The sequence below is a fragment of the Bacteroides cutis genome (genome assembly GCF_900241005.1).
GTDB lineage: Bacteria > Bacteroidota > Bacteroidia > Bacteroidales > Bacteroidaceae > Bacteroides > Bacteroides cutis.
Map to the genome: position 1 here is coordinate 427,215 of NZ_OEST01000003.1, position 26,693 is coordinate 453,907.

Genomic DNA, 26,693 nt, shown 5'->3' on the forward strand with positions numbered 1-26,693 from the left:
AATTACTAAATTACAAATTACTCTTATTGAGCCGCAAAAGTACAAAAAATCCCCGTATTAGCTTTCTTTTGAAGCAGAATATTATTGTAGATTTAGAACCGGATAAGTAAAAAGAAGGGTAGGACCTGCCGATGCGTCTGCAATAATCTGATAACTTCCTCCAAAATGTTTTAATAGTAATCGATTAATGTCATGGCGTATAGAAACCTCCTGTCCGGAATATTGCTTGTCGGCCAGCGGACTGTTGATTACTTTGAAACAAAGCCTTTCGCAATTTTTGTCTAAGATAAAGTTTATGTTCCGTTCTTCGTTGTATGTAGTCGATGGGCCGGTAAGTATACTGATTATCATCTGGATTATCCGATTACAGTCAGTCTGTATGATACATTCTTTCACATTACTTTGGAAATTGACATGGAGTTTTGGATTTTGCATTTGTACACTATCTATAACATCGTGGCAGAGTTGTACAATATCATAATCTGTCAGTTGATATTTCATCATATCAGCTTCCAGACGCGAAAGATCTAAAACGTTATTAACCAATAACATCAACTTCTCTGTGTTTTCTTGGATAATACCGGAATATTCTCTACGGTTTTCTTCACTGATATTTGTATCGGTAACCATTAGTTGGGAAAAACCTACTACACTGTTAAGAGGAACACGAATAGCGTGACTCATATTAGAAAGAAAACGACTTTTCATTTCATTTGCTTCTTCCGATTTACGGGTAGCATTTTTAGTCTCTTTCTCCGAAAGACGGAGTTCTTTGTGTATACGATTGATACGTAACATATAGATGATGCATAATATAAGAACCACACCTACCACTACAAGGATGATAGTCTGTACATAACTTCTTAGTTTTCCTCGCTCTAATATCAACAGGTTCAGATGGTAGCTATCTTTGATCTCTTCTAGTTGCTTGTTGGATATTACTGTATTTATAGAGTCTTCAATCTGTATGGCTCTTTCATAAAGTGGTAATGCTTCAGTATATCGCCCCATAGCTGTTAGTACATTTGCTTTATAGCCAATCTCTTTAGCGTAATCAGATTCTTCGAACCCGTTTTGTTTCATCAAATGGATAACACTGTCGGCCAATACAAGGGCGGTATTATAATCTTTCATGTAGAGACAATAATCAATGGACATATTTTGGAAAGTCGCATGGTAGGGAAGGAAAGTATGTGGGGTAACATAAGTTTGCGCTTTTTTATAATGTTTTTCTGCAAGAGTGGGGTGGTTTGTCGCTATATAGAAATGGGTATAAAATATTTCCAAAAATAAGTACTGATCATACAGACTTTGTTGCATTTCAGGATTAACACGTATCATTTCATCTAATACTTTCTTTGTGTCATCCAGATATGTTTTCATATCAGTATAATTTTTTCTTTGATTACTGAAGTTGACTAGTTGGCACAGAATGTTGACCTGCGTACCAGAATGTGTAATCTGAGGTAATAGTTTATAGATTTTTTTGAGTATTTTTCCTTCTTCTGTCCACTGATTAGTTTCATGATATATGTTTACCATACATTGATAGGCAGCTACTTCTCCATCCACATTCTTAATATTTTGAGCTTTCTCCAGCATTTTAGACGCTTCATTAAACGCATATTCGTATTGTTTATTGTATATATAAGTGTTTATAAGAAGCTTCTGGGAATTGAAATAAACTTTCCAATACTGAATGCTTTGAGCTATCGGTTGTATGATACTGACCCATTTGGCAATACTGTCTTGCTCTTCATTATTATTGTAATAATAGAGGATATGAAAATAGGCACCGTTACAGAGGTAATGTTTATTCTTCTGCAATTTAGCCTCTTTGTATAATTCGCTGGCGAATTTTAAGGATTGCGGTGTACTCTGCATAGTAAGAGTCAATTGCTCCAACGCCTGTAAGCGTATGCTATCGTGAGACATTGTTGGCAATGATTCGATCAGGCTGTCGGTAACCAACTGATAATCGGCTAATCCGAACAATGTTTGCAGAATAAAGAGAATTATAAATATTATCCTTTTCATGATATAGTCTCCTCTTTTTTCTCATTGAGGTGGATGGGATGGATAAATACAAAGCGTGCCCCGTCTTTGTACTCTTTATCAATCCAAATTTTACCTCCAAAATGTTCCACTATCAGTTGACAGATAGACAGTCCCAATCCGCTACCTTGAGCATTCTCATCCAATTTTTCAAAGCGATTGAAGATTTTATCTTGTTTTTCAGCGGCTATACCACATCCGGTATCGGTTATGGAGAACTGTGCCATATCATTGTTACCAATTTCCAATGCAAGGGTAATACTACCTTCTGTTGTGAACTTGGTGGCATTAATAAGCAGGTTAATTAACAATTGTTGTAAGCGTGCTTCGTCTGTATGGAGTTCTAACTTTTCTAACGATGTCTGAAAGACAACAGTGGCGGAAGTCTGCTTTATCTTTTCTACAGTATCAATAACATTACGGCAGAGCGATACAGCGTCATATATACCAAGACGAAATTGTATTTTTCCTCTTTCAAGGCTTGATAGGTCTACTACATCATCTATCAGCTTTAGGAGTAAAGCTGAATTTTGCTGAATAATGTCATTACATTGCTGCCGGGTCTCTTTATCTATATTATTATCTGTCAATATGGATGAAAAACCTGATAATGCATTTAACGGTGTACGTATTTCATGGCTCATATTAGAGAGAAACAAGCTTTTGGTACGTATTGAATTTTCTGCATTCTTTCGTGCCTCGTTCAACTTTAACCTTGAAGTGGCAAGCTGGTTATTGGCTCTTCTTATATAAATAACGAATATGATGAAGACAACCAAAATCAATATACTACCTATGATTAGATAGAATAACAGGCGGTTACGTTGATTTTGGTTTGCTACTCCTAAACGGTCTACCTGGTATACTGTACGTAGCAAGTTGATTTGTGAAGTATAGTAGTGGTCATTGATAGAGTCACGTGTAGCGTTGATAACTTGATAAATTTCACAAGCTTCTTTGTAATGTCCTAATTCTTTGTATATTTTAGCAGCTGATTTTCTGAGATTTATATAGTTATTATAAACGTTTATACTATTTGTTTTTTCTGCTAAACTTGTATATAGTTGTATCGCTTTCTCATAATTTCCTGTCTTTTGGGCATATTCGGCCTGCATGTATTTCAATATGGACGAATGGAAATAAAAAGGATTTTTGTTGTTGGCTTTCTTTGCATCTATGATATGTTCATGGGCTTTACTCAAGTCTTCTGTTTGTAGGTAATAATATGCCTGATATATATAATGTATAAATGGATTTGACTGTTTATCAGTATATAATCTTCCCATATTTTGCAGATACGCTTCCGCTTCATTCATTCGTTTTAATTTGATAAGAGTAGGTATCAGTTGGATGAATATTCTTTCCTGTAGTTTTTCTGACTGGGGAGTTTTATACAATATATTTATGGCGTTTTCATATTCTTCTACAGCTTCCGGAGCCATACTGGCATGAAGATAAGTATCTCCTAGTGCAAAATGGGAAAGTGCGATACCGATATCATAATTCATCAGTTTGGATTCTGTCATCATGACATTGGCTTTTTTCAACGCCTCGGTAATTTTACCTTGGAAACCGTAGGCATAAACTACCATTTGTTTCATAATGAACATACGTTCATAATCTTTTTCTTTCTGGAAGATAGATACTATTTCATTTTCCCATTTAATGATATCATCGGAAGATACTTTCCGTGAATATCCCAGATTATTATCTATTAATTCCGCCACAAGGTTAAGGTGACTGCTACCCGTTGCTTTTTCCTGAGAAAAGATCCATGAGGGTGTTCCAAGTAGCACTAAGATAAGAATTATATTTGTTTTTATTATTTTCACCTTGCTATCTTTTCTTGTCTGTAAAGGAAAATATTATAATAGTGGCAAAAGTAATAAAAAAAGAGCGAAAAGTTATTAACTATTCCGCTCTTTTTTAGGATATTATTTCTATAGTTTAACTGTTCATGCTCATCAGGAACTCGTCGTTGTCTTTTGTCTTTTCTAAACGATCTTTTACGAAGTCCATTGCTTCTATCGGGTTCATATCTGCAAGATACTTGCGGAGAATCCACATACGGTCTAATGTTTGCTTGTCTTGTAGTAAATCGTCACGACGCGTACTGGAAGCAACGATATTAACAGCCGGGAATATACGCTTGTTAGACAAATTACGGTCGAGTTGTAATTCCATGTTGCCCGTACCTTTAAATTCCTCAAAGATAACCTCATCCATTTTAGAACCTGTATCAATCAGGGCAGTAGCCAGAATCGTTAATGAACCACCGCCTTCAATGTTACGTGCCGCACCGAAGAAACGTTTGGGTTTATGCAATGCATTGGCGTCCACACCACCGGAAAGAACTTTACCGGAAGCGGGTGATACCGTGTTGTAAGCACGTGCTAGACGGGTGATAGAATCGAGGAATATAACGACATCATGTCCGCACTCCACCATTCTTTTTGCCTTTTCCAAGACAATACCGGCAATTTTTACGTGGCGTTCAGCAGGCTCGTCAAAAGTAGAGGCGATAACTTCTGCATTAACAGTACGTGCCATGTCGGTAACTTCTTCTGGACGTTCGTCAATAAGCAACATAATCATATAAACTTCCGGATGATTAGCTGCGATGGCATTGGCTATATCTTTCATTAGGATAGTCTTACCGGTTTTGGGTTGGGCCACAATCAGGGCGCGTTGACCTTTACCGATAGGAGCAAAGAGATCTACTACACGTGCAGACAGTGAATCGGAATATCCACCTTTACAGAGTTTGAATTTCTCATCCGGGAAAAGCGGCGTAAGATGTTCAAAGGGTACACGGTCACGGACAAAAGCCGGATCACGTCCATTTATTTTGGATACTTTTACCAACGGGAAATATTTCTCACCTTCCTTGGGCGGACGGATAACGCCTTCTACTACGTCGCCGGTTTTCAATCCGAACAACTTGATTTGTGATTGAGAAACATAAATATCATCCGGAGAAGAAAGGTAGTTATAGTCGGAAGAACGGAGAAAACCGTAACCATCCTGCATAATTTCCAATACACCTGTTCCAGTGAGTATATCATCAAATTCGTATGCTTTTTCACGTTCCACTACCGGTCTGCGTTCGGGCATCGCGTGAGTATCGTTATTGTTTTGCAATACCGGGCGTTGTTGAGCCGGACGCTGGTTATTGTTGTTCCGGTTATTATTGTTGTTGTTATTGTATGAAGCGTTGTTTTCGCGAGGACGAGGGCGGGGACGTTGAGGTTGTACTTCTGTAGGTACAGGTATTTCAGCTTTGGTAGCTTCAAATTTACCGATGAGTTCTGAAGGTAATTCCACTTTCTCGGTGGGGAGCTCTTCGATAGGAATAAAATCATTTTCTATTTCTGCCAGGATAAGACTCTCATCCGGTACGATAATTTTTTCTTCTTTTTTTTCTACGATTTCAGTTTTTGGGTCTTTTTCTATAACTGTCGGAGTCTCTTTTATTGTTTCAACTACTTCGGGCTTGACTTTACGTGGACGTCCCGGTTTACGTTTAGGAACAGCTACCGGTTCTGTTTCTGTTACTACAGAAGTAACAGCCACTGTAGCAGGCTCTACTTTAACTTCGGCTACTTTGGGTTGTTCTTGTGGAGCAGGTGTTTCGGTAGCTTTAGTGAGGTCTCCGTTTTTATTGGCTGAGAATACTTTATCTGCTCCTTCTTTTTTTACAGTTACACGAGAACGCTTTTGTCTTTCCCCTTTGCGTTCTTCTTTCAGTTTGTCGGCTGCTACTTTTTTGGTTGCTCCGGCAATAGCTTGTTCATCGAGTATCTTGTAAACGAGTTCTTCTTTTTTCAATGAGTCTGTTTTTTTGATACCCAATTCTTGGGCAATAGTTTGCAATTCCGACAAATTCTTGTCGTTTAATTGGATGATATTATACATACAGTATATATGTGAATGGTTTTTACTTATTTAGGCAAGTTTACCTTATAAATATGATTTAATAGGGATTATTTATTATTGAACCGGAAATCTGACCTACAACCTCTCACCTCAGTAAGGGAGTAACAGAATGTTTCAATGGCGCAAAGGTAATAAATATTTTTGTTTTCATAAATAAATCGTCATTTTTTTAATTTTAAAAGTTTATCTTTGCTTCATCATCAAGAATACATTATGAATATATACGAAGCTCATTTGATTACTTTTTCGCCTACCCATACTTCTAAACAAGTGGGCGAAACAATTGTTCGCGGTATCGGCTTTTCTAAGGTTACAAGTACTGACTTGACTCTGCATGCTGTTGATAAATTGGAAATCCCTCGGGATACATTGGTTGTAATTACTGTTCCTGTGTATGGCGGAAAGGTAGCTCCATTGGCTTTAGAACGTCTGAAAGAGATACATGCGGCGGGTGCTCCTGCCGTAGTGGTGGTAGTTTATGGTAATCGTGCTTACGAGAAAGCATTGGCAGAATTGGATGCTTTTGTGTCCGAACGTGGTTTTAAAGTGATAGCGGGAGCGACTTTTATAGGTGAGCATTCTTATAGTACCGGAAAAAATCCGGTTGCGGCAGGTCGCCCTGATGTGGATGATTTGAAATATGCCGAAGACTTCGGGAAAAAGATCCGTATCAAAATAGAAGCTGCGGTTGATATGGAGAGATTGTATGCGGTAGATGTGAATCGTATTCAACGTCCCCGCCAACCGTTTTTTCCCCTTTTCCGTTTTCTGCGTAAAGTAATCAAACTAAGAAAAAGCGGTGTACCTTTGCCTCGCATTCCGGCAGTGGATGCGGAACTTTGTACACATTGTGGTTATTGTGTGAAGCATTGTCCTACGGGTGCTATTTTGAAAGGGGATGAATGTAATACGCTTGTCGAGAAATGTATCAAGTGCTGTGCTTGTGTGAAGGGATGTCCGCAAAAGGCACGTACATACGATACTCCGTTTGCTGCATTGCTGTCCGATTGCTTCAAAAAGCCCAAAGAGAACCGGATCATCGTGTAAATACCATTTTGAAAAAGATGTATAAGGATGTTTACGTTTAATGGACGTAGCAGATAGGGGTGTATATTGAATTTTATTTAGTTATATACTGAATATATCCTACGTTGTGTATTGATTACCAATGGTTAAATCATTTTCTTCATACAATGATAAAAGATTATAAATCAGGTGCCGGAACTGATTACTTTTATCACTATCACCCTATGTGTGTTTTCATCTATACGGAAGCGGTTATCCGTTCGTTCGCCTACCAGCCAGATGATATCTTCACCACAACAAAGTACCCATTGCTGTTCTTTTTGCAGGAGAGAGAATTTGTGGTCGGTCAGGTAGTCGCTTATTTTTTTTCGTCCTTTCATGCCGAAAGGGACAAAGGCGTCTCCTTGCTTCCATAATCTGAGCAAAAAAGGAGATAACAGCTTTTCCGCATCAAAGCAAGCTATGTCTTTGTCACGAGGGATTACAAAATCCAGAGTGTAGGGATGTTCTTCTATCTGAAGAATCGGTTGGGTGATTGGTTTGTAAGGTTCAATAAGTAGATAATCACGGTCTTTGACTACACGCCATCCGGGAATGGTGAATGATTTACCCGGTTGTCCGTCTAATGAACGGTAGATATCTTTCACTTGGGTCGGATTAAATCCGAGAGGATAGAGTATTTCGAACAGTAATGTTTCCGGTGCGGGTTCTTGTTTTAGGGTTTCGATATGGATACCTTTCAAGTTTTGTACCCGTAACTTTCCTTCTTCTATACCTCTTTTATATATGGTAGCGGTATCGTTCAAGTGTTCCGTCGTAGTGAGAATACTTTCTTTTACTGAAGGATTGATTTCTTGCATTAACGGCAGTATGTTCAGGCGGATTTTATTTCGGGTGTATTCGTCTTGTAAATTCGTGCTGTCTGTTACATAACCTTGTTGGAGGTGTTCCAGATAACCCATGATTTCTTTGCGGTCTGTGCAAAGCAAAGGTCGGACAATACGCCCATTTTGGGGACGTATTCCCTTCAGACCGTTGATACCTGTTCCACGAATTAAGTTCAAGAGGAAAGTTTCAACACTATCGTCTTGATGATGGGCAACGGCGATAACCGCCGCGTGGCACTCCTTCCTGAGTTTCTCAAACCAATTGTAACGTAATTCGCGTGCCGCCATTTCGATGGAGATATGTCGTTCTTCTGCAATTTTCTTCGTATCAAAATGAATGACGTGTAAATTTACCTGCAATTCTTTACAGAGATGGCGAACAAATGCTTCATCTCTGTCAGACTCTGTACCACGAAGATGGAAATTGCAATGGGCGGCTTCACAGGTATATTCTAGTGATAGTAATAAGCGTAACAAGGCCACAGAGTCTGCTCCTCCACTTAGTGCTACGAGAATTTTATCTCTCTTGTCGAAGAGTCGTTCTTGCTCAATATATTGTGCTACTTTTCTTATTTCCATTTGCTAAAATGTATTTCTATTTTGCAAAGATAAATTATTCTTTCTGATAATCACTTATACTCTCTTATTTAAAAACATTCTAAATTATTTGTTGCGTGCGAACATAATTTTTATCTTTGCGTCCAAAATATAGAAAGGCAGAAAACTATGCGTTTATCCGAATTGAAAACCGGTGAAAAAGGGGTAATTGTAAAAGTGCTAGGACACGGTGGTTTCCGCAAACGTATTGTGGAAATGGGGTTTGTCAAAGGAAAGACCGTGGAGGTTTTGTTGAATGCTCCGTTAAGAGATCCTATCAAATATAGAGTAATGGGATATGAGATATCCCTACGTCGGCAAGAAGCCGAAATGATAGAGATTATAAGTGAGCATGAGATAAAGGAACTGGACCTGCAACTGGATTATCATAAAGGATTAAGTGAAGACATGGTTTTGGGAGAAGATGAATTGAAACGTCTTGCTCTGGGGAAACGCCGTACCATTAATGTAGCTTTGGTTGGAAATCCGAATTGCGGTAAAACATCCCTGTTTAATATTGCTTCCGGTTCACACGAGCATGTGGGCAATTATAGTGGCGTTACTGTAGATGCTAAAGAAGGTTACTTTGACTTTCAGGGTTATCATTTCCGCATTGTCGATCTTCCCGGTACCTATTCTCTTTCAGCCTATTCGCCAGAGGAAATATATGTTCGCCAGCATATCATTAACGAGACGCCGGATATTATCATCAATGTAGTCGATTCTTCTAATCTGGAACGTAATCTTTACCTCACGACTCAATTGATTGATATGAATGTGCGTATGGTGATTGCCCTTAATATGTACGATGAATTGACCGCCAGTGGCAATACGTTGGATTATGTAAAGTTGGGACAACTGTTCGGGGTTCCGATGTTGCCTACCGTCAGTCGTACCGGAAAGGGGATTGAGCAGTTGTTCCATGCAATTATCGGTATTTACGAAGGGGGCGACTTCCTTGACAAGAAAGGGAAGGTACGCGCTGAGATATTAAACGATTTACGTAACTGGCATAAAGAATATGTTCCCGACCATGATTTTGGTACTCACAAAGAGGAAGAAGATCATCCGAGGGGCTTTTATCGCCATATCCATATCAATCACGGACCGGAACTGGAACGGAGCATCGATACGGTAAAGCGTGTCATCAGCGTCAACGAGAATATACGTCATAAATACTCCACCCGTTTTCTGGCTATCAAACTTTTGGAGAATGATGAAGATTTGGAGAAGGTGGTACGGGAATTTTCCAATGGAAAAGAAATTCTTGAAGTTCGCGACCGGGAGGAACTGCGTCTCCGCAATGTGATTAATGAAGAGAGTGAGCAGGCTATAACCGATGCCAAATATGGTTTTATATCTGGTGCATTACGTGAGACGTATACCGATAATCATAAAGATACGGCACATGTTACCCGTGTTATAGATTCTATTGTAACGCACCGTGTGTGGGGATATCCTATCTTTTTTCTTTTCCTGTATCTGATGTTTGAAGGAACTTTCATTTTAGGTGATTATCCTATGCAAGGTATTGAATGGTTAGTTGGAGAGTTGGGAGACTTAATCCGTAATAATATGTCCGAAGGACCGTTGAAGGCTTTGTTGGTCGATGGTATTGTAGGTGGTGTAGGTGGTGTTATTGTTTTTTTACCCAACATCTTAATTCTCTATTTCTTTATCTCGCTGATGGAAGATTCGGGATATATGGCTCGTGCTGCCTTTATTATGGACAAGATAATGCATAAGATGGGGTTACATGGTAAATCTTTCATACCGTTGATTATGGGATTTGGTTGTAATGTTCCGGCAATTATGGCATCACGGACTATCGAGAACCGTAAGAGTCGTCTGGTAACTATGCTCATTAATCCATTGATGTCATGCAGTGCCCGTCTGCCTATTTACTTGTTGTTGGTAGGAGCTTTTTTCCCGAACAATGCCAGCCTGGTTTTGTTAACAATTTATGCTATCGGTATTTTGCTGGCTGTGGTTATGGCACGCCTTTTTTGCCGTTTTTTGGTGAAAGGAGACGATACGCCATTTGTTATGGAATTGCCTCCTTATCGTATACCGACTTCTAAGTCTATTTTCAGGCATACATGGGAGAAAGGTGCACAGTATCTGCGTAAGATGGGAGGGATTATAATGGTGGCTTCTGTTGTGATATGGGCTTTGGGTTATTATCCCAATCATGATACCTATGAAGATGTTGCCGAGCAACAGGAAAATTCCTATATAGGTAAGATTGGTAAGGCGGTGGAGCCGGTTATTGAACCTTTGGGGTTCGATTGGAAACTGGGTATTGGCATTCTATCCGGTGTGGGGGCTAAGGAATTGGTGGTAAGTACGCTCGGGGTACTTTATGCCGATGATGCTGAGGTAGACACTGTGAGTTTGGGACAACGTATTCCAATTACCCCTCTGGTCGCTTTTTGCTACATGGTGTTTGTATTGATATATTTTCCATGTATTGCCACGCTGGCGGCTATTAAGGGAGAATCGGGCAGTTGGAAGTGGGCATTGTTTACAGCCGTATATACTACTTTATTGGCGTGGGGAGTATCTTTTACTATTTATCAGATAGGAGGTTTGTTTATATGAGCAATTGGCAAAATTGGGTAGTTGTATTGGTGCTACTGTTATGCGCTTTTCGGATTGGTCAGAGCATTTATTCTTTTTTTCGGCGAGTAAAGGAAAAACGTAATCCATGCGAGAATTGTGTAACCGGCTGTGAATTAAAGCAATTGTACGATAAAAAACGTGCGGAGTGTAGTGGAAAGCCAAAAGAAACAAAGAAAAATTGCTGTGGATAGTTGGTAGTTTAAAAAAATGTACTACCTTTGCATCCGCAAACAAGAAATACTGGTACCTTGGATGAGTGGCTTAGTCAGCGGTCTGCAAAACCGTGTACGGCAGTTCGAATCTGCCAGGTACCTCGAAAGAATACTCCGGAATAGCTTATTAAGTTATTCCGGAGTTTTTTTATATACATAAACTTGTAAGAAAAGCTGTCCTATTAAAATACAGGTAACTGGTATATAAATCCAACCGATACTCTGTTTGTTGAATAATTCTCTTGTCCCAGTGCCTTGGCACGGGCTGTAAAGTCATATGAACGTCCTACGTAAGTCAGGAAGAAATGCAGGTTGGTTTCCATCGGATAAAACTCTACACCGGCAAGGTATCCCCAGGATGTACTGTATTTCCCTTTCTCTAAATCTCCATGTTTCTTGGTAAGAGAGGCGGTTTCGTACATTCCTTTTACAAAGACATTCCATTTAGGTAAAAAGCGATAGTTTAATTTGGTTACCAATGACATATAACCGGCATCGGTAGCATTGTGCCCATCCATTTTACCTGTCATCCTTGTGACAATTCCTTTACGGTCGACCCCTTCTTTGGAATACATGAAATCGAGGAACATATTGAATTTGTCCAGATTTAACTCATTACCCAGCGCATAATAATAGAGGTATTTATCTTTTGCCTCGTTCATGACGGAAGCAGACCAACGTGTTTTGAACACGTCATTAAAGTTACCATTCCAGTTCAGGGTATAGACAAGCGGCAGTTTGCCCGATTCCAGTTGAGGAGTTTCACCTTCTACCGTCTCAATGCCATAGGTACTGTTAAAGGAACCGTTGCGGCTATCCAAAATCTGTAAGTTCAGTTGTTGGCTGGGAGTAATGTCGTAGCCGATATTCAAACCGGTCATGAAGTTACTCATATTCTCGATCATATCGCTATACTCGTATATGTCGATGGGGTTTAAATCGAACTCTATACCTCCGTAGGCGGTGCATTGTTTACCGGCAAAGAGGGAAAATCCTTTGCCTAACTTTATTCCGATACCTGCATAGTCAATAGAGGTAGGTAGGTTGTCTATGTTTCCGCTACCGTCATTCGAACGGTTCAGGCGTTGCCGGTACCGATACGAGAGCCAACTGTTGATATTACCTTTCGCCTCGATACGAAGTTGTCTCATTTTGAAGGCTCCTTGTTCAAAGCCATCGCGGAAATTGGCATCGAAACTTCCCTGCATGTTGAGGAATAAGTTAAACTTATCCTGTTTCTTTTCCACATTAGTAAGTTCTTCAAACAGGGTTTTATTCCCAAGGAACCTGTCACTTTTCTCCGTATCCTGGGCATGTATTCCCTGTATGCAGCCTGCCATCAGGAGTATGAATGTTAGTTTCTTCATCATTTCCGGATATCGATTTTAGTATTCATTAAAATATTCCTGAATTTGCTTCCAGTCATGGGTCTTGGTCAATGCAAGCATCAACAGGACGCGTGATTTCTGGGGATTTAATTCCTGGGATGCTACGAACTGATATTTCGCGTCGTCCACTTCGGCGTCCAGTGAAGTCGGTCCTGTGGGCACTCTTGAAGAACGGACAACGAGGATACCTTTTTTGCGCGCATCCATTAAAACCGGAAATATATTCTTATGAATGTTTCCGTTGCCTACTCCTGCATGAATGATACCTTTATAGCCGTTGCTCAACATAGGTGTAACCATGTCGGCTTCAATATTTGAATAGCTATAGACGATGCCTACTTTGGGAAGTGAGTTCAGATTGGTTACATCGAAAACGGACTGGGTGGTATGTTTCTTTACGGATGACATATTGTACGTTACCTTACCGTTCAAAACATAACCGAGTGCACCTGCATTAGGAGCCTGGAACGTTTGTACGTCGACGGTATTCATCTTCACCACGTTTGTAGCGCCAAGCACGCTTCCGTTCATAGCTACCAGAACTCCTTTGCCTTTAGACTCTTTTGCTCCCGCCACCACAACGGCATTATATAAGTTGAGGGGGCCGTCGGCGCTAAGGGCTGTAGAGGGACGCATAGCTCCGACCAGAACGACCGGTTTATCACTCTTGACCGTCAGGTTAAGGAAATAAGCGGTTTCTTCCATGGTATCGGTTCCGTGAGTAATAACGATACCATCGATATCCGAACGTTTCAAGAGTTGGTTAATCTTCTTTGCGAGGATAAGCCAGACTTCATCATTCATGTCTTGAGAACCGATTTTAACGATTTGCTCGCCTGTAACGTTAGCGATATTCTTTATTTCGGGTACGGCGTCCAGCAGTGTCCCGATGGCTACCTGACCGGCTGTATAGTTAGTCGCAGTGGCAGACGTTCCTGTTCCGGCAATTGTTCCACCGGTTGCAAGAATATGGATATTGGGCTTTTGCTGCGCGAAAACTGCCGCTACAGAAAACAGTAGCATTACAGCTACCACACTAAGTCTTTTGAATTTTTTCATAACTTAATTGTTTAAATTAAAAAATAGGTTGAAGTATATTGGTTAGAATATTTGTATGAATAACAATCCCAGAACAATGGCAACTACCGTAGCGACCATGCCCGGCATCATAAAGGAGTGGTTCAGTACGTATTTACCGATCCGGGTTGTTCCGGTACGGTCGAAATTGATGGCAGCCACTACAGTAGGATAATTCGGGATGAAAAAATATCCGTTTACTGCCGGAAACATGGCTATGAGCATGTATGGTGATATGCCCAGGGCAATGCCCAACGGTACCAACGCGCGTATGGTGGCCGCCTGGCTGTATAACAGGATGGACATCACAAACAGTGCGACCCCAAACAGCCACGGCATTTGGCGTACAATGCCTTCAATAGATGCGGTAAGTTGAGTCATATTGCCGTTCAAAAACGTGTCGCCCATCCAGGCGATACCGAAAATGGCAATGACGGCTTGCATTCCGGCAGGAAACACTGAACCTTGCGTTGCCTTGATACCATCGGTTCTGGTTACCAATAAAATAATGGCTGCCGCCGATAACATGATAATTTCTATAATGGAAGACATGCCCAGAGTGACCACTTTTCCATCAATCAGGAAGGAGGGACGCATGCCTTCGAGCGAGCCGAAAAGGACGATAAAGACGGTAGCGAGGATGAATATAAGTACCGATAACATGGCATGGCGTTTGTTTTTCACATCGTCAATCTTCACTTTCTTACCGTCGAAATATCCTTCTGCCAGACGTTTCTGGTATTCGGGATCATTTACCAGTTCCTTGCCTACGCGCATGGAGCACAATGCACCTGCCAGTACGCCGAGTATAGTTGCCGGGATAGTGATTTTCAATATATCGAATAATGTAATGTCGAAGCCTGCCAATAAACCGAGTAACGCAACCGTAGCGGCAGAAATGGGACTTGCCGTAATGGCTTGCTGCGAAGCGATAACCGCAATACCCAACGGGCGTTCGGGGCGTATTTTGGTTTCCGTCGCCACTTCGGCAATCACCGGAAGAACGGAATAAGCTACATGCCCCGTTCCGGCGACAAAGGTAAACAAGTAAGTTACGATGGGGCTGAGGATGGTGACATGGGATGGATTTTTACGTAGCAGCTTTTCGGCTATCTTCACCATATAGTCAAGTCCTCCGGCTGCCTGCATGCAGGAAGCCGCGGAAATAACGGCGGCAATCATCAGCATCACATCAATTGGCGGTGCTGTGGGTTGCAGGCCGAATACAAAGGTAAGTATCCCCAAACCTACGCCTCCCATCACTCCAAGGCCTATACCTCCCAAACGTGCACCGATGATAATAGCTGTTAGAACGAATAGTAATTGTAATATCATATATTCTTCAAATTAAGATTATACAAAGACAACATTGTTTTTGCGGGTGGCTAAGTTCTGAAATTATCTTTTATATAACAAAAAAAGAAGTTAAAGTGTTTACTGAAATTAGCGTATATTTACTAAATGAAGTCTTTCTTTACAAAAATAAGACCTTGGGAAATTTTAGAGTGTATGTTTCATTTTGTCACAATATATATAGTATAATGTGTATGATTGTTGTACGGTTAAAGTTTATTAACTTATTGATAAGCCGTATCGCTTACAAAACAAATTGTTTTACCTTTGGTTATTATTTAGAAGTACACAATGAATAACTGTTAATTAATATATATTATGGAAGAGAACTTATTAAAAGGAACACGTACAGAGAGTGACTTAATCGGTAGCCGTGAAATACCCGAAGATGCTATGTACGGAGTGCAAACCCTCAGGGGTATCGAAAATTTTCGTATTAGTAAATTTCATCTGAACGAATATCCATTATTTATCAACGCTCTTGCCATCACCAAGATGGGGGCGGCTATGGCAAACTTCGACCTTGGCTTGCTTACCGGTGAGCAAAGGGATGCCATTCTTAAAGCTTGTAAGGAAATACTCGACGGCAAGCATCACGAACAGTTTCCGGTGGACATGGTTCAAGGAGGAGCCGGAACCACTACCAACATGAATGCCAATGAAGTTATTGCCAATCGCGCTCTCGAACTTATGGGACATAAACGTGGTGAGTATCAGTATTGTTCACCCAATGACCATGTAAACCGCTCTCAGTCTACCAATGATGCATATCCCACTGCTATACATATAGGAATGTATTATACTCATCTCAAGTTGATGAAACATTTTGAGGAACTGATCGACGCATTCCAGCGTAAAGCGGAAGAGTTCAAGCATATCATCAAAATGGGGCGTACACAGTTGGAAGATGCCGTGCCGATGACTCTCGGACAGACATTTAACGGATTTGCCAGTATCTTGCGCGATGAAATAAAGAACCTCAATTTTGCGGCAGAGGAGTTTCTTACCGTTAATATGGGAGCTACCGCCATCGGTACAGGAATTACGGCAGAACCCGGATATGCCGAAAAATGCGTGGAGGCTTTGCAGAAGATTACCGGACTGAAGATTAAGTTATCCGGTGATTTGGTGGGGGCCACATCCGATACGTCTTGCCTTGTCGGCTATTCTTCGGCGATGCGAAGGGTGGCGGTGAAGATGAACAAGATATGTAATGACCTTCGCTTGCTTGCATCCGGCCCGCGTTGCGGTTTGGGAGAAATCAATCTTCCCGCCATGCAGCCGGGATCTTCCATTATGCCGGGCAAGGTAAATCCGGTTATCCCTGAAGTAATGAACCAGATAGACTACAAAGTAATCGGAAATGATCTTTGCGTAGCTATGAGTGGTGAAGCGGCGCAAATGGAGCTGAATGCTATGGAACCCGTTATGGCGCAATGTTGTTTTGAGTCGGCCGATCTGTTGATGAACGGTTTCGATACTTTGCGTACTCTTTGCATTGACGGCATCACTGCCAATGAGGAAGTTTGCCGCCGGCATGTACATGACAGTATCGGTGTAGTTACGGCGCTTAATCCTGTTATCGGTTATAAAAACTCTACTAAGATTGCCAAGGAAGCGCTTGAAACCGGCAGAGGGGTTTACGAACTGGTTTTAGAGCATAATATACTTTCAAAAGAAGACCTGGATACAATTCTGAAACCAGAAAATATGATTAAGCCTGTAAAGCTGGATATCAAACCTAATATCTGATTATCTGGGAAGGAGAAAGAGGATGTCAAAAGTTTGAGTAGGCTACTATATTGATAGCGTTATCGGACTTTTGACATCCTCTTTGTAAGTATACAAGTTAAATATTCGCAAAGTGTTTATATCCTATTTGTTTTGTTACCCCTAATTCGTTTCTTTTGCGTTATGAAATAAACCGTTAAAGATTGAGCAAATGAAACAAATCCGATTATTAGTATTCTGCCTGTTTGCATTGTGTAGCATGGCGGTTATGGCCCAGGAGGCGGACGATACTGGTTATATCGTAAAAGTGGGGCAGATGGCTCCCGATTTTACCGTAAAGTTGACCGACGGCAAGACTGTGAAACTCTCCGAGCTTCGTGGAAAAGTGGTGATGTTGCAATTTACTGCCAGTTGGTGTGGCGTCTGCCGGAAAGAGATGCCTTTCATTGAAAAAGATATTTGGCAGAAGCATAAGTCCAACCCTAATTTCGCCTTGATCGGGATTGACCGCGATGAGCCGTTGGATAAAGTGATTGCCTTTGGTAAATCTACCGGCATTACTTATCCTTTGGGACTGGATCCCGGAGCGGATATATTTGCCAAATATGCATTGCGTAAAGCGGGTATCACCCGGAATGTGCTGATTGACAAGGAAGGCCGCATTGTTTTTCTTACCCGCCTGTATAATCCTGAAGAATTTGCTTCTTTGGTTAAGAAGATTGATGAGATGCTGAAATGAAGCATACTTCCTTTAGAATGAGAAGCATGTGCCTGCACGTAGCGCTATTACGATGTCGGTACCTTGGATACTACTTTGTTTCAACAGTTTTTTACCATAGATTCGTATTAATGGTTCCAGAAAGACTTTGAAACGGGAACTGACCTTGTAAGATGTCTGTACTCCCAACTCTCCTCCCATGAATAACTTGCTTTTATTCATGTCTTCGTCAGACACTTCGTCTGACGGAGCTAACCTCATGGAAGCTACCAAGCCCGCCAATAGTTGTACGTCGTACTTTCGTTCGGCATCGAATCCCATCATCAGATTACTTAAATTCAACAGATAGTCTACACTACCGCTTACCATATTGTAACTGGCTGCTCCCCCCTTCATGTCTACGGACAACGGACTAAAATCTACCGCCACCCGTGCCGATGAGATAGGAGTGAAGATACGTCCTGCCGCCAACATTGCCTGATAATTGAAATGACGTTTCAATTCGTAACGTTTAGGTTCCACCGGGATGGTAAAGCCTGCTGAACCACTGACGAAGAAAGAAGGTTTAAAGTCTTCTAAAGATAGCGAACGAGCCATCCGGCTTTCTTCATTCGACCTGCGTATTTCAATACCTATATTGATATTGAACAGATTATCCGTATATTTCTTTGCCAAATACCTGTTCTCCACTTTTTCATTGGTTTTTAAAGAATATGAAGCCATTGTGGTACGCGGTTCTATGAACAACGATACATCGTTGAACAGCTTGTACTTCAACTGCACGCCACCCGTGATACCCGTATATCCCCCTTTGGCGGGATGATATCCGCTTTCTTTTCTGATAAGTCCCAGTTCTCCACCAGCCAGCAGATTTATAGAGAACTTGGGGTCGGTTTGGCGTCCATTGAAGAAATATGTGGCATCCAACATGCCTTCCAGACGTCCACCCATATACGTTGACATTTCATAGAATTCTTCTTGAGGAGTGGTTTCGGTGGCTACAAGTACCTTTTTATGCCATGTATCGGCTGATTTAAAACCAGATAACCTTAGGCCAAAAGCAGGTATCAGCCACTTTCCCACGGACAGGCTGAAATGTGGCCCGATGGAGTTCGTCAACCCTATTTCGTCAGTTAAGCGTGATGCCTGTATTTGTCCGCCGGCAGCGAAACTGATGAATGTGTTATCTGGAAATTTATCTCCTTCAAGTGTACGTATTTTTCCGAAAGGTTTCCATGCCTTGAAACGGTAATTCATGCCCACTATGGCACCGTAGGTCATATCATATTTATGCCAGTTTTTTTGGAAAGAGTGATCTATTCCGTCACTTAAAACGGTGAAACGTGGCTCTATAAAAAAGTCTACTTGCGCTGTGGGGTGCAGCTTCAGTTGTATGCCCAGATGTAATTCACCTACATGTTCCGCATTACCTGCCAGTGAGGAATATTGGTAGCCGATACCTGCCACGGTCAGGAACTCAAAAAGGCGTCCGGGATTATAACCGCTTGTATAAGTGGTTACATTCAGCAAGTAGTCCAGTTGCAAGCCGAACCGCCGCAATGTCTCGTTGTCTATTTTCCGGGCGAGATTCCCGGCAAGTAGCGATGCTCTCACAGTGTGTGAGGGTGCAAACTGCCAGTTAGCGGCAATGCCGCCGATGGGACCTGTACTGAAGTCGGCGCTACCGCGCGGTACCATCTTATCCATACCTCCGAACAGGGAAATATAGACATTGTTTTTCCATAATGTGTCAAAAGGTACGGCATCGGGATGGCGGTAACGTTTGGAAAATATTTCCTGTGTGGCGTCGAAACCGGTATTGTCCGTACTTGTGCTGTCACGGTGCTGTTCGGATTGCGTTTCCAGTTGTTTTTGCTTCTCCGGTGATATCGGCTCTTTCGGTTGTTGTGCAACAGCGGGTATTGTTCCCGTCAACAACATTCCGCAAAATAATGCGATTAGTTTCCCCATCCTCCCCAATATGTTTTTATGTTTCATATCTTATACTTCAATCTTCACGTTTAATAGAGTTTCCATCCTCCCTCTTCAAAATAATCCATGAATTCCTTACTGATTTCACCGTCATTGGTAGCTATTTTGTGGAACTTCTTATCTTTCTGGATAATGGCGTCCAGTATTTTACACGCTTCGTCAAAATCCAATGCATTGTCGTAACTCCATTCGTATAGTTTCTTGCTTCTTATGAAAAGTACCAGTTTCAAGTATTGCTTCAGTGAACTGTCGGGGATGGAGTCCAGAGCTGTTTCAGCTTCCCGGTTGTATGGGTCTGTCTCCATGGCCATACACATTACGACATTGTTCATGGGTGAGGAGTTTTTTACTTGTTGGAATACCTTTTTCCGTTCTTCAGATTCTTTTATATTGGCTGCTCCCCGGTAATCATAATATCCACCCAGACAGTTGGCAAAAGCCTTGATCATCTGGAAACGTTCGGTGTCGGGCAATTTGTCGGCCAGGATACTGGCATCTTCAAAGTTGTAGGCACGTATGTACATTGCCAATTGGTTGGCGACGATTGTTTCGGGGTTTACTTCTGTCTTTATCACACTGATACCGTCGTTGAAAGTATCTATCATGTTCACTTTGCGGGTGATGTCTATCAGCGGTTTCAGTACATCCACGTCGAAAGTGTCGCGCCGCAGAAGCGCCACGGCAAGATTGTTGGCGGCAAGTATCCATGGCTTTTCTTGCCCTTTCAGGTCGTAAGCCATAGTCTCCCTGTAAGCACGCCTGAATATCTTTTCCGCTTCTTTCGGATCTTTCACCATCTGGAAGAGGTGCCAGTATTCGTAGCGGGTAAACGACTTCTTGCCGTCCCGGTAGTCAGGGTCATTTTTGTAACGTTCCAGAATTTCGTCAGGATTCAGTTCACGGAAGATCTCATGCTTGTATTCGTATTGGACGGTACGCAACTTAGGTAACCGGTCTTTGATAACGGTGGCGTAGTAGGGGAGTCGTGATACAGCTGCAAACTGTGCGTCCGGATTTTTGTATTTTTGAGTGATCGCCCTGATGTCGGCGGCTTCGGCCTTTAAACTGTCTTGTTCCAGCAAGTCCGCCACTTCGTCCCAAGTGGCTACGCGTGTTTCGTTGGGATGTTTAAATACCCGTTTCCATTTCTCGGGTGGAATAACGGAGGTGATTTGCTGCAGGGCGTATGCGGTACGTCTTCGGGCAAGATCCAGGTTACTGGCATAACGTCCTTCGGGAGAAGATATACCTGTAATCTTGAATTCTTTCAGGGTGGTTCCTTCTCCATTGACAATATTCATCAAATCGGTTTGCAGTTTCTGCATCTGGGCGATATTGGTAGAGTCTTCAGGATCAAGTTCCGCCTTCCCCACAAGGAAAGTAAGTGATATGTTTCCGGCAGTGTTGCGTCGTTCGCGCCGGGGAGTTTCTTTATATTTATCGGGGTCTAGTTCAAAGTCGGGGAATGAGAATTCCAGAAATTGTAGAGGACGCTTTATCTTGCAAGTCGTCAGTTTCCATTCGTCCATATAGGTGGGGTGGGTGTAGTCGGCAATGATCACTTTGGTGAGTACGCTGTATATGCGTCTTGGATCGGGTATGGGTACTGAATCTTTCACAGTCAGGTCGAAACGTTCTTCGTTGAGGGTACGACGTTGGCTGATGAAGGCGGCGAGTTTATCGTTTTTCATATTATAGGCCATACGTCGGTCTTGCGTCAGGCCATATTCTTCACCGTCTATCACGGTAGGTTCGATATAACTTACCGTGTCCTCCGTAGTGCAATCCACTACGTATGGTTGCATGATAAGCCGCCGGTTGGGTGCTCCGTAGTTGCTGGGTATACCAATGGAATTATCCACAATGAGTTTGTTACCTACAATTTTGCCTGCTACAGGTTTGGGTTGCGGTTTCTTGCTTTCAGCTACAACTTCTACCTCGTCCAGGGCGATACCACCGTCAATGGAAAGATCGATCGTTTGTTTGTAGTTCACTTCGCGCAGTTCGCTTTTCATCGCTACGCGGAAGATGAGCGCACCGGTTTCGGCCACGCGTATCTCGTAATATCCATCGGCTCCTGCCACGGCATCAGCATCAGACATCATAGTACCTCCTCCGCCTTCCAGTTGTTTCAAGGCGTCGCGTGCGGCAGCCACCGTATTGAAGGCGAATACATATACCTTTTCTGTTACGGGAAATGGCCGTGCTTTCTTTTCGCCTTCGGGCAAGTTCAGTACTTTACCTGAAACAATGGAGATTTCTTGCGCCACCGTTGTTTGAAGCGTAACAAAAGCCATAGCCATACAAAATAGAATTTTACCCAATTCCTTCATATCCTTTTATATTTTTTAGCTCATAACTCTCACTGTTCTATTTACAGTTACTTTAGTATGTACGAAATTGACACTCCCAGCTTTATTGGCAACAGTTTATATCCGTTGGCGTTGGCTTGCGTCACGCCGTTTTCAACATAATCGTCCAGATTGTCGGTTTTGTAATGTTGTTTCTGATTGAAGTATACGGCACCGAAGCCTCCGTAAAATTCCACATTGAGACGTTTGTTCAAATTGAGTGCATAACCAAAAGTAATACCTGCGCCAAAGGCGTCACCTTTATAAACTTGTTCTCCCCATGTGATGTCGTAGGTGGTACCCAGAGCTGCTATACCTACATATTCGCGAGTCATGGGACGACCGTTGAACCAATAGCGGTATTCGGGTTGGAACCCCAGTATCTTGGCTTTGTTGCCATAGATGTTGACAGAACCGAAAGCGGACAGGTCGATACTGCTTCGTTCGCCCACAACAAATTCACAACCCGCATTGGGTGCCATAGCGGCAAGCATCAGTCCATTGGTCTTTATCGCTATTTGCTGGGCATGCAGGGCAGGGGCGGCGCAGAGCAAGAGCAGCGTGGCAAACACCAGTTGCATGGAACGGAGGAGGATCTGTTTCGGTTTCATTTCTTTCTATCTATTATAATCAATATCTTGATTTACATCATTATCCCAATCTATCAATGAAGAATGGGCCTGATTATCAGGGTTGAACTTGATATGTAATGTTTTTTGCATACCGGCTGTCAAGGTGATGACGGGACCGCTTGTAGCTTCATACACGATGTATTCCGTACCATTGGCGGTTATTTTTATTTCTTCTATGGCATTATCGGTAATCGTGGCGGGTGGAATTACGATGTGAGAAAACTGTGCTTGATCAGTGGTGTTACTGATTATGGTTTGTGACGGATCATAACCTACGGTAAAAGTCTTTGTTGAAGAAGCTTCGGGGGTTATTTTACCATCTGTCAGGTTCATGTAGCCATACTGTCCGTTACTGAAGGTCACGGCGATGGAGTTCAACTGATAGCTTTCAGTAGCAGAAGAGGTAGATACCAGAATGTTCAGCTTTGCCAAAGCATGCTTGAAAATGAAATAGGCATTTTCATTGAGAGGATTATCGGGAAGGGGCAGTCTGTAGTGATGAATAGGGTCATCGTAAGCATAGAGCAGGTCGGTGGCTGCATGTGTCCAAGGCTCGGTATTCCAAGGACTCTCAGTAGGGTTGTCGGCAAGATCGCTTTTTACGGGGATACCTACCTTACCATCCGCCATCACCTTTACCGATGTTGTATAGGGGCTGTAGGCATAGAGAAATGCCTGTTCCCTTCCGGCAGGAAAGTAGACTTTGGCGTGATCCGGATTACTCATTGCTCCATCTGCGTCTGTAACAAACTCCCAGTTATCGATGTAGGGATTGTTTCCTGGCAAGTCGCCGGAATTTCGCATACCGTATAAACCTATCCTACTACCATTGGGCATCAACATAGTGGCATCGGCGCGCGTCACCTCCACACTTATCTCTGCCAGACTTGCGTTCAAGCGAATCTCCACCGGTTCCTGCTCCCCGTTACCGGGGAGGGGAACCAATGAAGTTTCTTGTCCGCATCCTGACAACAGGAGCATGAAACTTAAGAGAGAGGATATGTTTACTATTTGTTTACTCATTACTTGATAGTTTGTTCTCTTTTATTCTACGGGAATGTCGATTGTTTCGTCAGCACCCCAAGGAATCAGTTCAGCGGTAGCTTCTACTTCCTGCAGGGCGTAGATGCCGAGGCGGATATTGTAGCTCTTGCCTTTTTCGAAGCCTTTTCCAACATTTTTCAGTTCCACATCGAATGTCTGGCTTTCGGGCTGTACACCATTGTCGCTTGCTTTGGGAACTACGGTCAGGCTTACGGTGTAGGTTGTATGTGGCTGCACGAGCAGATAACCTCTTATGGTAGGTGTTTCTGTTTGTTCCGGTACAAAAGCTTCGGTAACAACAGCATCGTTGTCGGGGTTGAGTATCGGTAAGTCTTGGGTTCCGGATCCCCATACCAGTCTGTTGGCATCTTCTGCCTGTAAGTCCAAATCCACAGTGGTGGGATGGGCCTTCAGCTTGATGTCCTTTACCGTTAGTTGTCCGGCAACTGCGGCCTTGTCGGCATCGCTTTGGTTTTTAGCCACTACTACGGAGAATTTCAACCATACCAGTTGGTGTTCGAAGGCCAGGTTGGGAATCCAGGGGTAGTCTTCTTTTCCGGTACTGCCACCCGAGTTCAGCTGTTTGTGGTACTTCAGTTGGCGGATGTATTTGGCGTTATAACCTTTCAACACCTCCGTGTTCATGGTTTGGGAGTCGTCTGTATAGATGGCGCCCGCCGGTATGTCCTGTGCCGAAGCTTTGCAGAACATGATATCCTGTGAACCATTGAAGTTCGTATACGAAATCTTGGAATCTGTTGCACTCACGCTTTCGCCTGTCACATAAGGTGCATATCCGTAGAAGTCGTAGTTATATTTTATTTTCATTGGGTAGTAGTACACGCCGCCCCATGTCGTTTTTCCTTTCAGCGTGATTTTGTTGAGTTGGTCTTTTTGGGCACCGTCTGCCTTCGATTTCTTCTCGGTGCTGCCGATACCTTCGATGTTGTTCAGCAAAATGCCGTAATTGTCTGTATCGCTCCATCCTGCCTTGTCCGAGGCCAGTGCAAGGATACCTACGGTGTTGGGATTTGTGAGGGAACCGGAAAGGTCGTAGAAGAAGTTGCTTCCGTCATCCTTTATCGGTGCACGTGTGATGATTGCATCGGCTGCCGTGTTGTCCGTACCGCCCAGTTGTATTACTACCTGTCCGTCCGGACTTATCCAGTCGTTGTCGGTGACTTTTTGTTTCGGTTCTTCACCGACGGGGTCATTGTCTTGCGAGCAGGCTGTCGTCAATGTGGTGGCTGCCAATGCCCATATCCAGATATTCTTTTTCATAATCTTGAGTAATGAGTTTATTAGTCGTAAAACATGTGTTTTTTATCTTCTGTTAATAGAAACCCGCGTTTCCTCTTGCAGGGAACGCCCGTTTCTTCGAAGGGAAACTCCCGTTTCCTTAAGGAGAAACTTCCGTTTCCATAGAGGGAAACTGTCGTTCCCACAGTAAGAAACCGTCGTTTCCTTTAGGGGGAACGGAGTTGCCGTTGGTGGAGAACGTCATTTCCCCATAGGGAATACTTGTTATCTTTGAAAAAGGGTGTTGTCATATCGGGCGGACGAAGTTCTCTTCTCCCTTGATTGCGCAGGGAGAAGAGGGACTCCGGCTACGCCCGTTGTGACATGAATAGTTTCCGTGCTATGCAGGAAAATGGCAGGGATTATTCGGCGTCAATGTCGAAGTCGCCACCTGATACCCATTTAGCAAGTTCTGCTGTAATATCGATTCTTTCGAAAGAGAATACTTTGATATTTACGTTGTAAGAGTATCCGGCTGTGAATACGGTTTGTTCTCCTACTTTATTTTGAACGCTGCTGAATGGCAATGTATAATTTACGGTACCGTTTTTAATTTTGTAAGTTTTGTTATCTCCAGTGGGATATCCTTCTGTATCGACAACTTTCTGCCGGAGTTTGATTTCCAGTGTCAATTCAGTGTCTCCTTCCGGAATCATCAAGCTTTCTCCTACCGGAGTCTTGGTTGAATACGTGCCGGCTCCTCCAGGGAAAGAACTTGAGTGGTCTGTACCTGAAGCGTCGAAAGCAACGGGAGCGGTGGCTGTCAAGGTTTGCATGGCATCTCCACTACGTTCTTGTAAAGCTAAATCTGACGTAGCTGATTCTGTTATAGCGGCTGCATACGGATATGTTTTTCCCCCTTCTACTCCGTCAAGAACAATATTCATACCTGTCTTGACGTTTTTGATGGCGATACTTACAACTTCAACGGCAGTGCTGGATTGATCTTCAGCTTGTGCTTCTGCTGATTTGTTCTCTACCCATGCGCCTGAACCTCCGCCAGCTGTTGCATCCCAATAGTATTTTGCTGCGTCGGCTTTTGCTGCGGTAACAGAGAAAGTCAGTCGGGTGAGCAAGTGCTTGAACTCCAGAATAGGCTGTATGCCTCTACGTGCAGCCCATGCGCTGAAGCCTCTTTCCGGATCGGCTGCATTGAATGCGGTGATGTCACCTGCTTGTACACCGGGATAATTGGCTTCGCTTACTTCTTTGGTTTTTGCACCCAGCAAGTCCTCGGCTCCTGTAATGGTAATTCCAGTTACAGTTTTGGTAGCGTCGTCAAGGTTAGCTGATAAATCGTCTATATGATACCCGTAGAAGTCCATGTTGCCGGTAGGGTTGTAATATACGGCTTGGATGGTGCTTTGGTCTTTTAGGATATAGATACTTTTACCGCCTTGCAGTTCATTTCCTGATTGAGTTCCATCCCATGTCTGGGTCGGTGCCTTGAAAGTCAGATTATTAAAGATATACTCTTTCGGTTCGGTTGTACTTTCACTGTTTGTTGTCTTGTTGGTCGTTCCTTTGTCGTAAGCCACGACATGCAAGGTCTGCCCTTTCCACAGATTGGTTTGGTCCGTCATACCGCCTACCGTACCGCTGGAACGGGTGTTTACACTTACCGACGGGGCGTTGATGCCCAGTTCGATGGCTGCCGGCTTGGTGTTGTTGTCATCCGGATTGGGAGCTACCGCCGGATCATTGTCCTTAGAACAGCTGCTCAATACTGCGAGAGCCATTGCTGCATAGAAAAAATGCTTTTTCATAATCACA

At 42.8% G+C, this 26,693-nt stretch carries 18 protein-coding genes and 1 tRNA gene; 6 read left to right on the top strand and 13 right to left on the bottom strand.

Translation table 11 applies throughout. The features are described 5' to 3' along the window. Positions 1 to 81 precede the first annotated feature (81 nt). The 3 genes from C1A09_RS09090 to rho all read right to left on the bottom strand — a co-directional run bounded on the left by C1A09_RS09090 (position 82) and on the right by rho (position 5,970). Complete coding sequence (locus tag C1A09_RS09090; protein ID WP_101543224.1) at positions 82 to 2,037, bottom strand: tetratricopeptide repeat-containing sensor histidine kinase; 1,956 nt, start codon at positions 2,035 to 2,037, stop codon at positions 82 to 84. After that, a complete protein-coding gene (locus C1A09_RS09095) occupies positions 2,034 to 3,851 on the bottom strand; it encodes a tetratricopeptide repeat-containing sensor histidine kinase (RefSeq protein ID WP_233519946.1) in 1,818 nt (605 codons plus the stop codon). The genes C1A09_RS09090 and C1A09_RS09095 overlap by 4 nt, the downstream gene beginning before the upstream one ends. Positions 3,852 to 4,002: 151 nt before the next feature. Beyond that, the gene (gene rho / locus C1A09_RS09100) at positions 4,003 to 5,970 is read right to left on the bottom strand and encodes a transcription termination factor Rho (RefSeq protein WP_101543226.1); all 1,968 of its coding nucleotides are present in this window, start codon (positions 5,968 to 5,970) and stop codon (positions 4,003 to 4,005) included. Between the two features lie 234 nt (positions 5,971 to 6,204). Between rho and C1A09_RS09105 the strand changes: the two genes are divergently transcribed. Next, positions 6,205 to 7,038 (top strand): 4Fe-4S binding protein, encoded by an 834-nt coding sequence (locus tag C1A09_RS09105; RefSeq protein WP_101543227.1) that lies wholly within the window; start codon positions 6,205 to 6,207, stop codon positions 7,036 to 7,038. 164 nt (positions 7,039 to 7,202) lie between these two features. Here C1A09_RS09105 and tilS read toward each other — a convergent pair whose 3' ends face one another. Continuing rightward, entirely contained in the window at positions 7,203 to 8,483 is a 1,281-nt protein-coding gene (gene tilS, locus C1A09_RS09110) for a tRNA lysidine(34) synthetase TilS (RefSeq protein WP_101543228.1), read from the bottom strand. Between the two features lie 147 nt (positions 8,484 to 8,630). On the opposite strand from tilS, the gene feoB reads away from it, so the two are divergent. The 3 genes from feoB (at position 8,631) to C1A09_RS09125 (ending at position 11,437) form a co-directional block, all read left to right on the top strand. Further along, positions 8,631 to 11,102: a ferrous iron transport protein B gene (gene feoB / locus C1A09_RS09115; RefSeq protein WP_101543229.1), complete on the top strand. Its 2,472-nt coding sequence runs from the start codon at positions 8,631 to 8,633 to the stop codon at positions 11,100 to 11,102. Further along, on the top strand, positions 11,099 to 11,314 hold the full coding sequence (locus tag C1A09_RS16525; protein WP_101543230.1) for a hypothetical protein: 216 nt from the start codon (positions 11,099 to 11,101) through the stop codon (positions 11,312 to 11,314). Before feoB ends, C1A09_RS16525 begins: the two co-directional genes overlap by 4 nt. Before the next feature lie 51 nt (positions 11,315 to 11,365). After that, positions 11,366 to 11,437 (top strand) — tRNA-Cys (locus C1A09_RS09125). Between the two features lie 80 nt (positions 11,438 to 11,517). On the opposite strand, the gene C1A09_RS09130 is transcribed toward C1A09_RS09125, so the two are convergent. From C1A09_RS09130 to C1A09_RS09140, 3 genes are read right to left on the bottom strand one after another with little or no spacing between them, the layout of a single operon-like run. Then, the gene (locus C1A09_RS09130; RefSeq protein WP_101543462.1) at positions 11,518 to 12,702 is read right to left on the bottom strand and encodes a porin; all 1,185 of its coding nucleotides are present in this window, start codon (positions 12,700 to 12,702) and stop codon (positions 11,518 to 11,520) included. 18 nt (positions 12,703 to 12,720) lie between these two features. Beyond that, complete coding sequence (gene ansB, locus C1A09_RS09135) at positions 12,721 to 13,782, bottom strand: L-asparaginase 2 (protein WP_101543231.1); 1,062 nt, start codon at positions 13,780 to 13,782, stop codon at positions 12,721 to 12,723. Positions 13,783 to 13,824: 42 nt separating this feature from the next. Beyond that, positions 13,825 to 15,135 carry an anaerobic C4-dicarboxylate transporter family protein gene (locus C1A09_RS09140; protein ID WP_101543232.1) on the bottom strand — a complete coding sequence of 437 codons (1,311 nt, stop codon included), beginning with the start codon at positions 15,133 to 15,135 and terminating at the stop codon, positions 13,825 to 13,827. 336 nt (positions 15,136 to 15,471) lie between these two features. Between C1A09_RS09140 and C1A09_RS09145 the strand changes: the two genes are divergently transcribed. After that, the gene (locus tag C1A09_RS09145; protein WP_101543233.1) at positions 15,472 to 16,905 is read left to right on the top strand and encodes an aspartate ammonia-lyase; all 1,434 of its coding nucleotides are present in this window, start codon (positions 15,472 to 15,474) and stop codon (positions 16,903 to 16,905) included. Positions 16,906 to 17,095: 190 nt separating this feature from the next. Beyond that, positions 17,096 to 17,623 carry a TlpA family protein disulfide reductase gene (locus C1A09_RS09150; protein WP_101543234.1) on the top strand — a complete coding sequence of 176 codons (528 nt, stop codon included), beginning with the start codon at positions 17,096 to 17,098 and terminating at the stop codon, positions 17,621 to 17,623. 12 nt (positions 17,624 to 17,635) lie between these two features. Here the strand turns inward: C1A09_RS09150 and C1A09_RS09155 are convergent, their stop codons facing one another. From C1A09_RS09155 to C1A09_RS09180, 6 genes are all read right to left on the bottom strand, one after another. Beyond that, positions 17,636 to 19,600, bottom strand: a complete 1,965-nt coding sequence (locus tag C1A09_RS09155; protein ID WP_245874991.1) for an outer membrane insertion protein — start codon at positions 19,598 to 19,600, stop codon at positions 17,636 to 17,638. Between the two features lie 23 nt (positions 19,601 to 19,623). Then, positions 19,624 to 21,897 (bottom strand): hypothetical protein, encoded by a 2,274-nt coding sequence (locus C1A09_RS09160; protein WP_245874993.1) that lies wholly within the window; start codon positions 21,895 to 21,897, stop codon positions 19,624 to 19,626. Between the two features lie 77 nt (positions 21,898 to 21,974). Next, positions 21,975 to 22,556: a DUF3575 domain-containing protein gene (locus C1A09_RS09165; protein ID WP_233519940.1), complete on the bottom strand. Its 582-nt coding sequence runs from the start codon at positions 22,554 to 22,556 to the stop codon at positions 21,975 to 21,977. 6 nt (positions 22,557 to 22,562) lie between these two features. Continuing rightward, entirely contained in the window at positions 22,563 to 23,600 is a 1,038-nt protein-coding gene (locus C1A09_RS09170; protein WP_101543235.1) for a fimbrillin family protein, read from the bottom strand. Positions 23,601 to 23,621: 21 nt separating this feature from the next. Beyond that, positions 23,622 to 24,902 (bottom strand): fimbrillin family protein, encoded by a 1,281-nt coding sequence (locus C1A09_RS09175; protein WP_101543236.1) that lies wholly within the window; start codon positions 24,900 to 24,902, stop codon positions 23,622 to 23,624. A gap of 380 nt (positions 24,903 to 25,282) precedes the next feature. Next, positions 25,283 to 26,686, bottom strand: coding sequence for a fimbrillin family protein (locus tag C1A09_RS09180; protein ID WP_101543237.1), 1,404 nt, complete (start codon positions 26,684 to 26,686; stop codon positions 25,283 to 25,285). Positions 26,687 to 26,693 lie beyond the last annotated feature (7 nt).

Bases quoted from the DNA above. Each gene is read 5' to 3' on its own strand.
- C1A09_RS09145 (WP_101543233.1), top strand. From the start codon at position 15,472: ATGGAAGAGAACTTATTAAAAGGAACACGTACAGAGAGTGACTTAATC.
- C1A09_RS09130 (WP_101543462.1), bottom strand. From the start codon at position 12,702: ATGAAGAAACTAACATTCATACTCCTGATGGCAGGCTGCATACAGGGA.
- C1A09_RS16525 (WP_101543230.1), top strand. From the start codon at position 11,099: ATGAGCAATTGGCAAAATTGGGTAGTTGTATTGGTGCTACTGTTATGC.
- feoB (WP_101543229.1), top strand. From the start codon at position 8,631: ATGCGTTTATCCGAATTGAAAACCGGTGAAAAAGGGGTAATTGTAAAA.
- C1A09_RS09170 (WP_101543235.1), bottom strand. From the start codon at position 23,600: ATGAGTAAACAAATAGTAAACATATCCTCTCTCTTAAGTTTCATGCTC.
- C1A09_RS09180 (WP_101543237.1), bottom strand. From the start codon at position 26,686: ATGAAAAAGCATTTTTTCTATGCAGCAATGGCTCTCGCAGTATTGAGC.
- C1A09_RS09105 (WP_101543227.1), top strand. From the start codon at position 6,205: ATGAATATATACGAAGCTCATTTGATTACTTTTTCGCCTACCCATACT.
- C1A09_RS09160 (WP_245874993.1), bottom strand. From the start codon at position 21,897: ATGGCTATGGCTTTTGTTACGCTTCAAACAACGGTGGCGCAAGAAATC.
- tilS (WP_101543228.1), bottom strand. From the start codon at position 8,483: ATGGAAATAAGAAAAGTAGCACAATATATTGAGCAAGAACGACTCTTC.
- C1A09_RS09165 (WP_233519940.1), bottom strand. From the start codon at position 22,556: ATGAAACCGAAACAGATCCTCCTCCGTTCCATGCAACTGGTGTTTGCC.
- rho (WP_101543226.1), bottom strand. From the start codon at position 5,970: ATGTATAATATCATCCAATTAAACGACAAGAATTTGTCGGAATTGCAA.
- C1A09_RS09155 (WP_245874991.1), bottom strand. From the start codon at position 19,600: ATGAAACATAAAAACATATTGGGGAGGATGGGGAAACTAATCGCATTA.
- C1A09_RS09090 (WP_101543224.1), bottom strand. From the start codon at position 2,037: ATGAAAAGGATAATATTTATAATTCTCTTTATTCTGCAAACATTGTTC.
- C1A09_RS09150 (WP_101543234.1), top strand. From the start codon at position 17,096: ATGAAACAAATCCGATTATTAGTATTCTGCCTGTTTGCATTGTGTAGC.
- ansB (WP_101543231.1), bottom strand. From the start codon at position 13,782: ATGAAAAAATTCAAAAGACTTAGTGTGGTAGCTGTAATGCTACTGTTT.
- C1A09_RS09140 (WP_101543232.1), bottom strand. From the start codon at position 15,135: ATGATATTACAATTACTATTCGTTCTAACAGCTATTATCATCGGTGCA.
- C1A09_RS09175 (WP_101543236.1), bottom strand. From the start codon at position 24,902: ATGAAAAAGAATATCTGGATATGGGCATTGGCAGCCACCACATTGACG.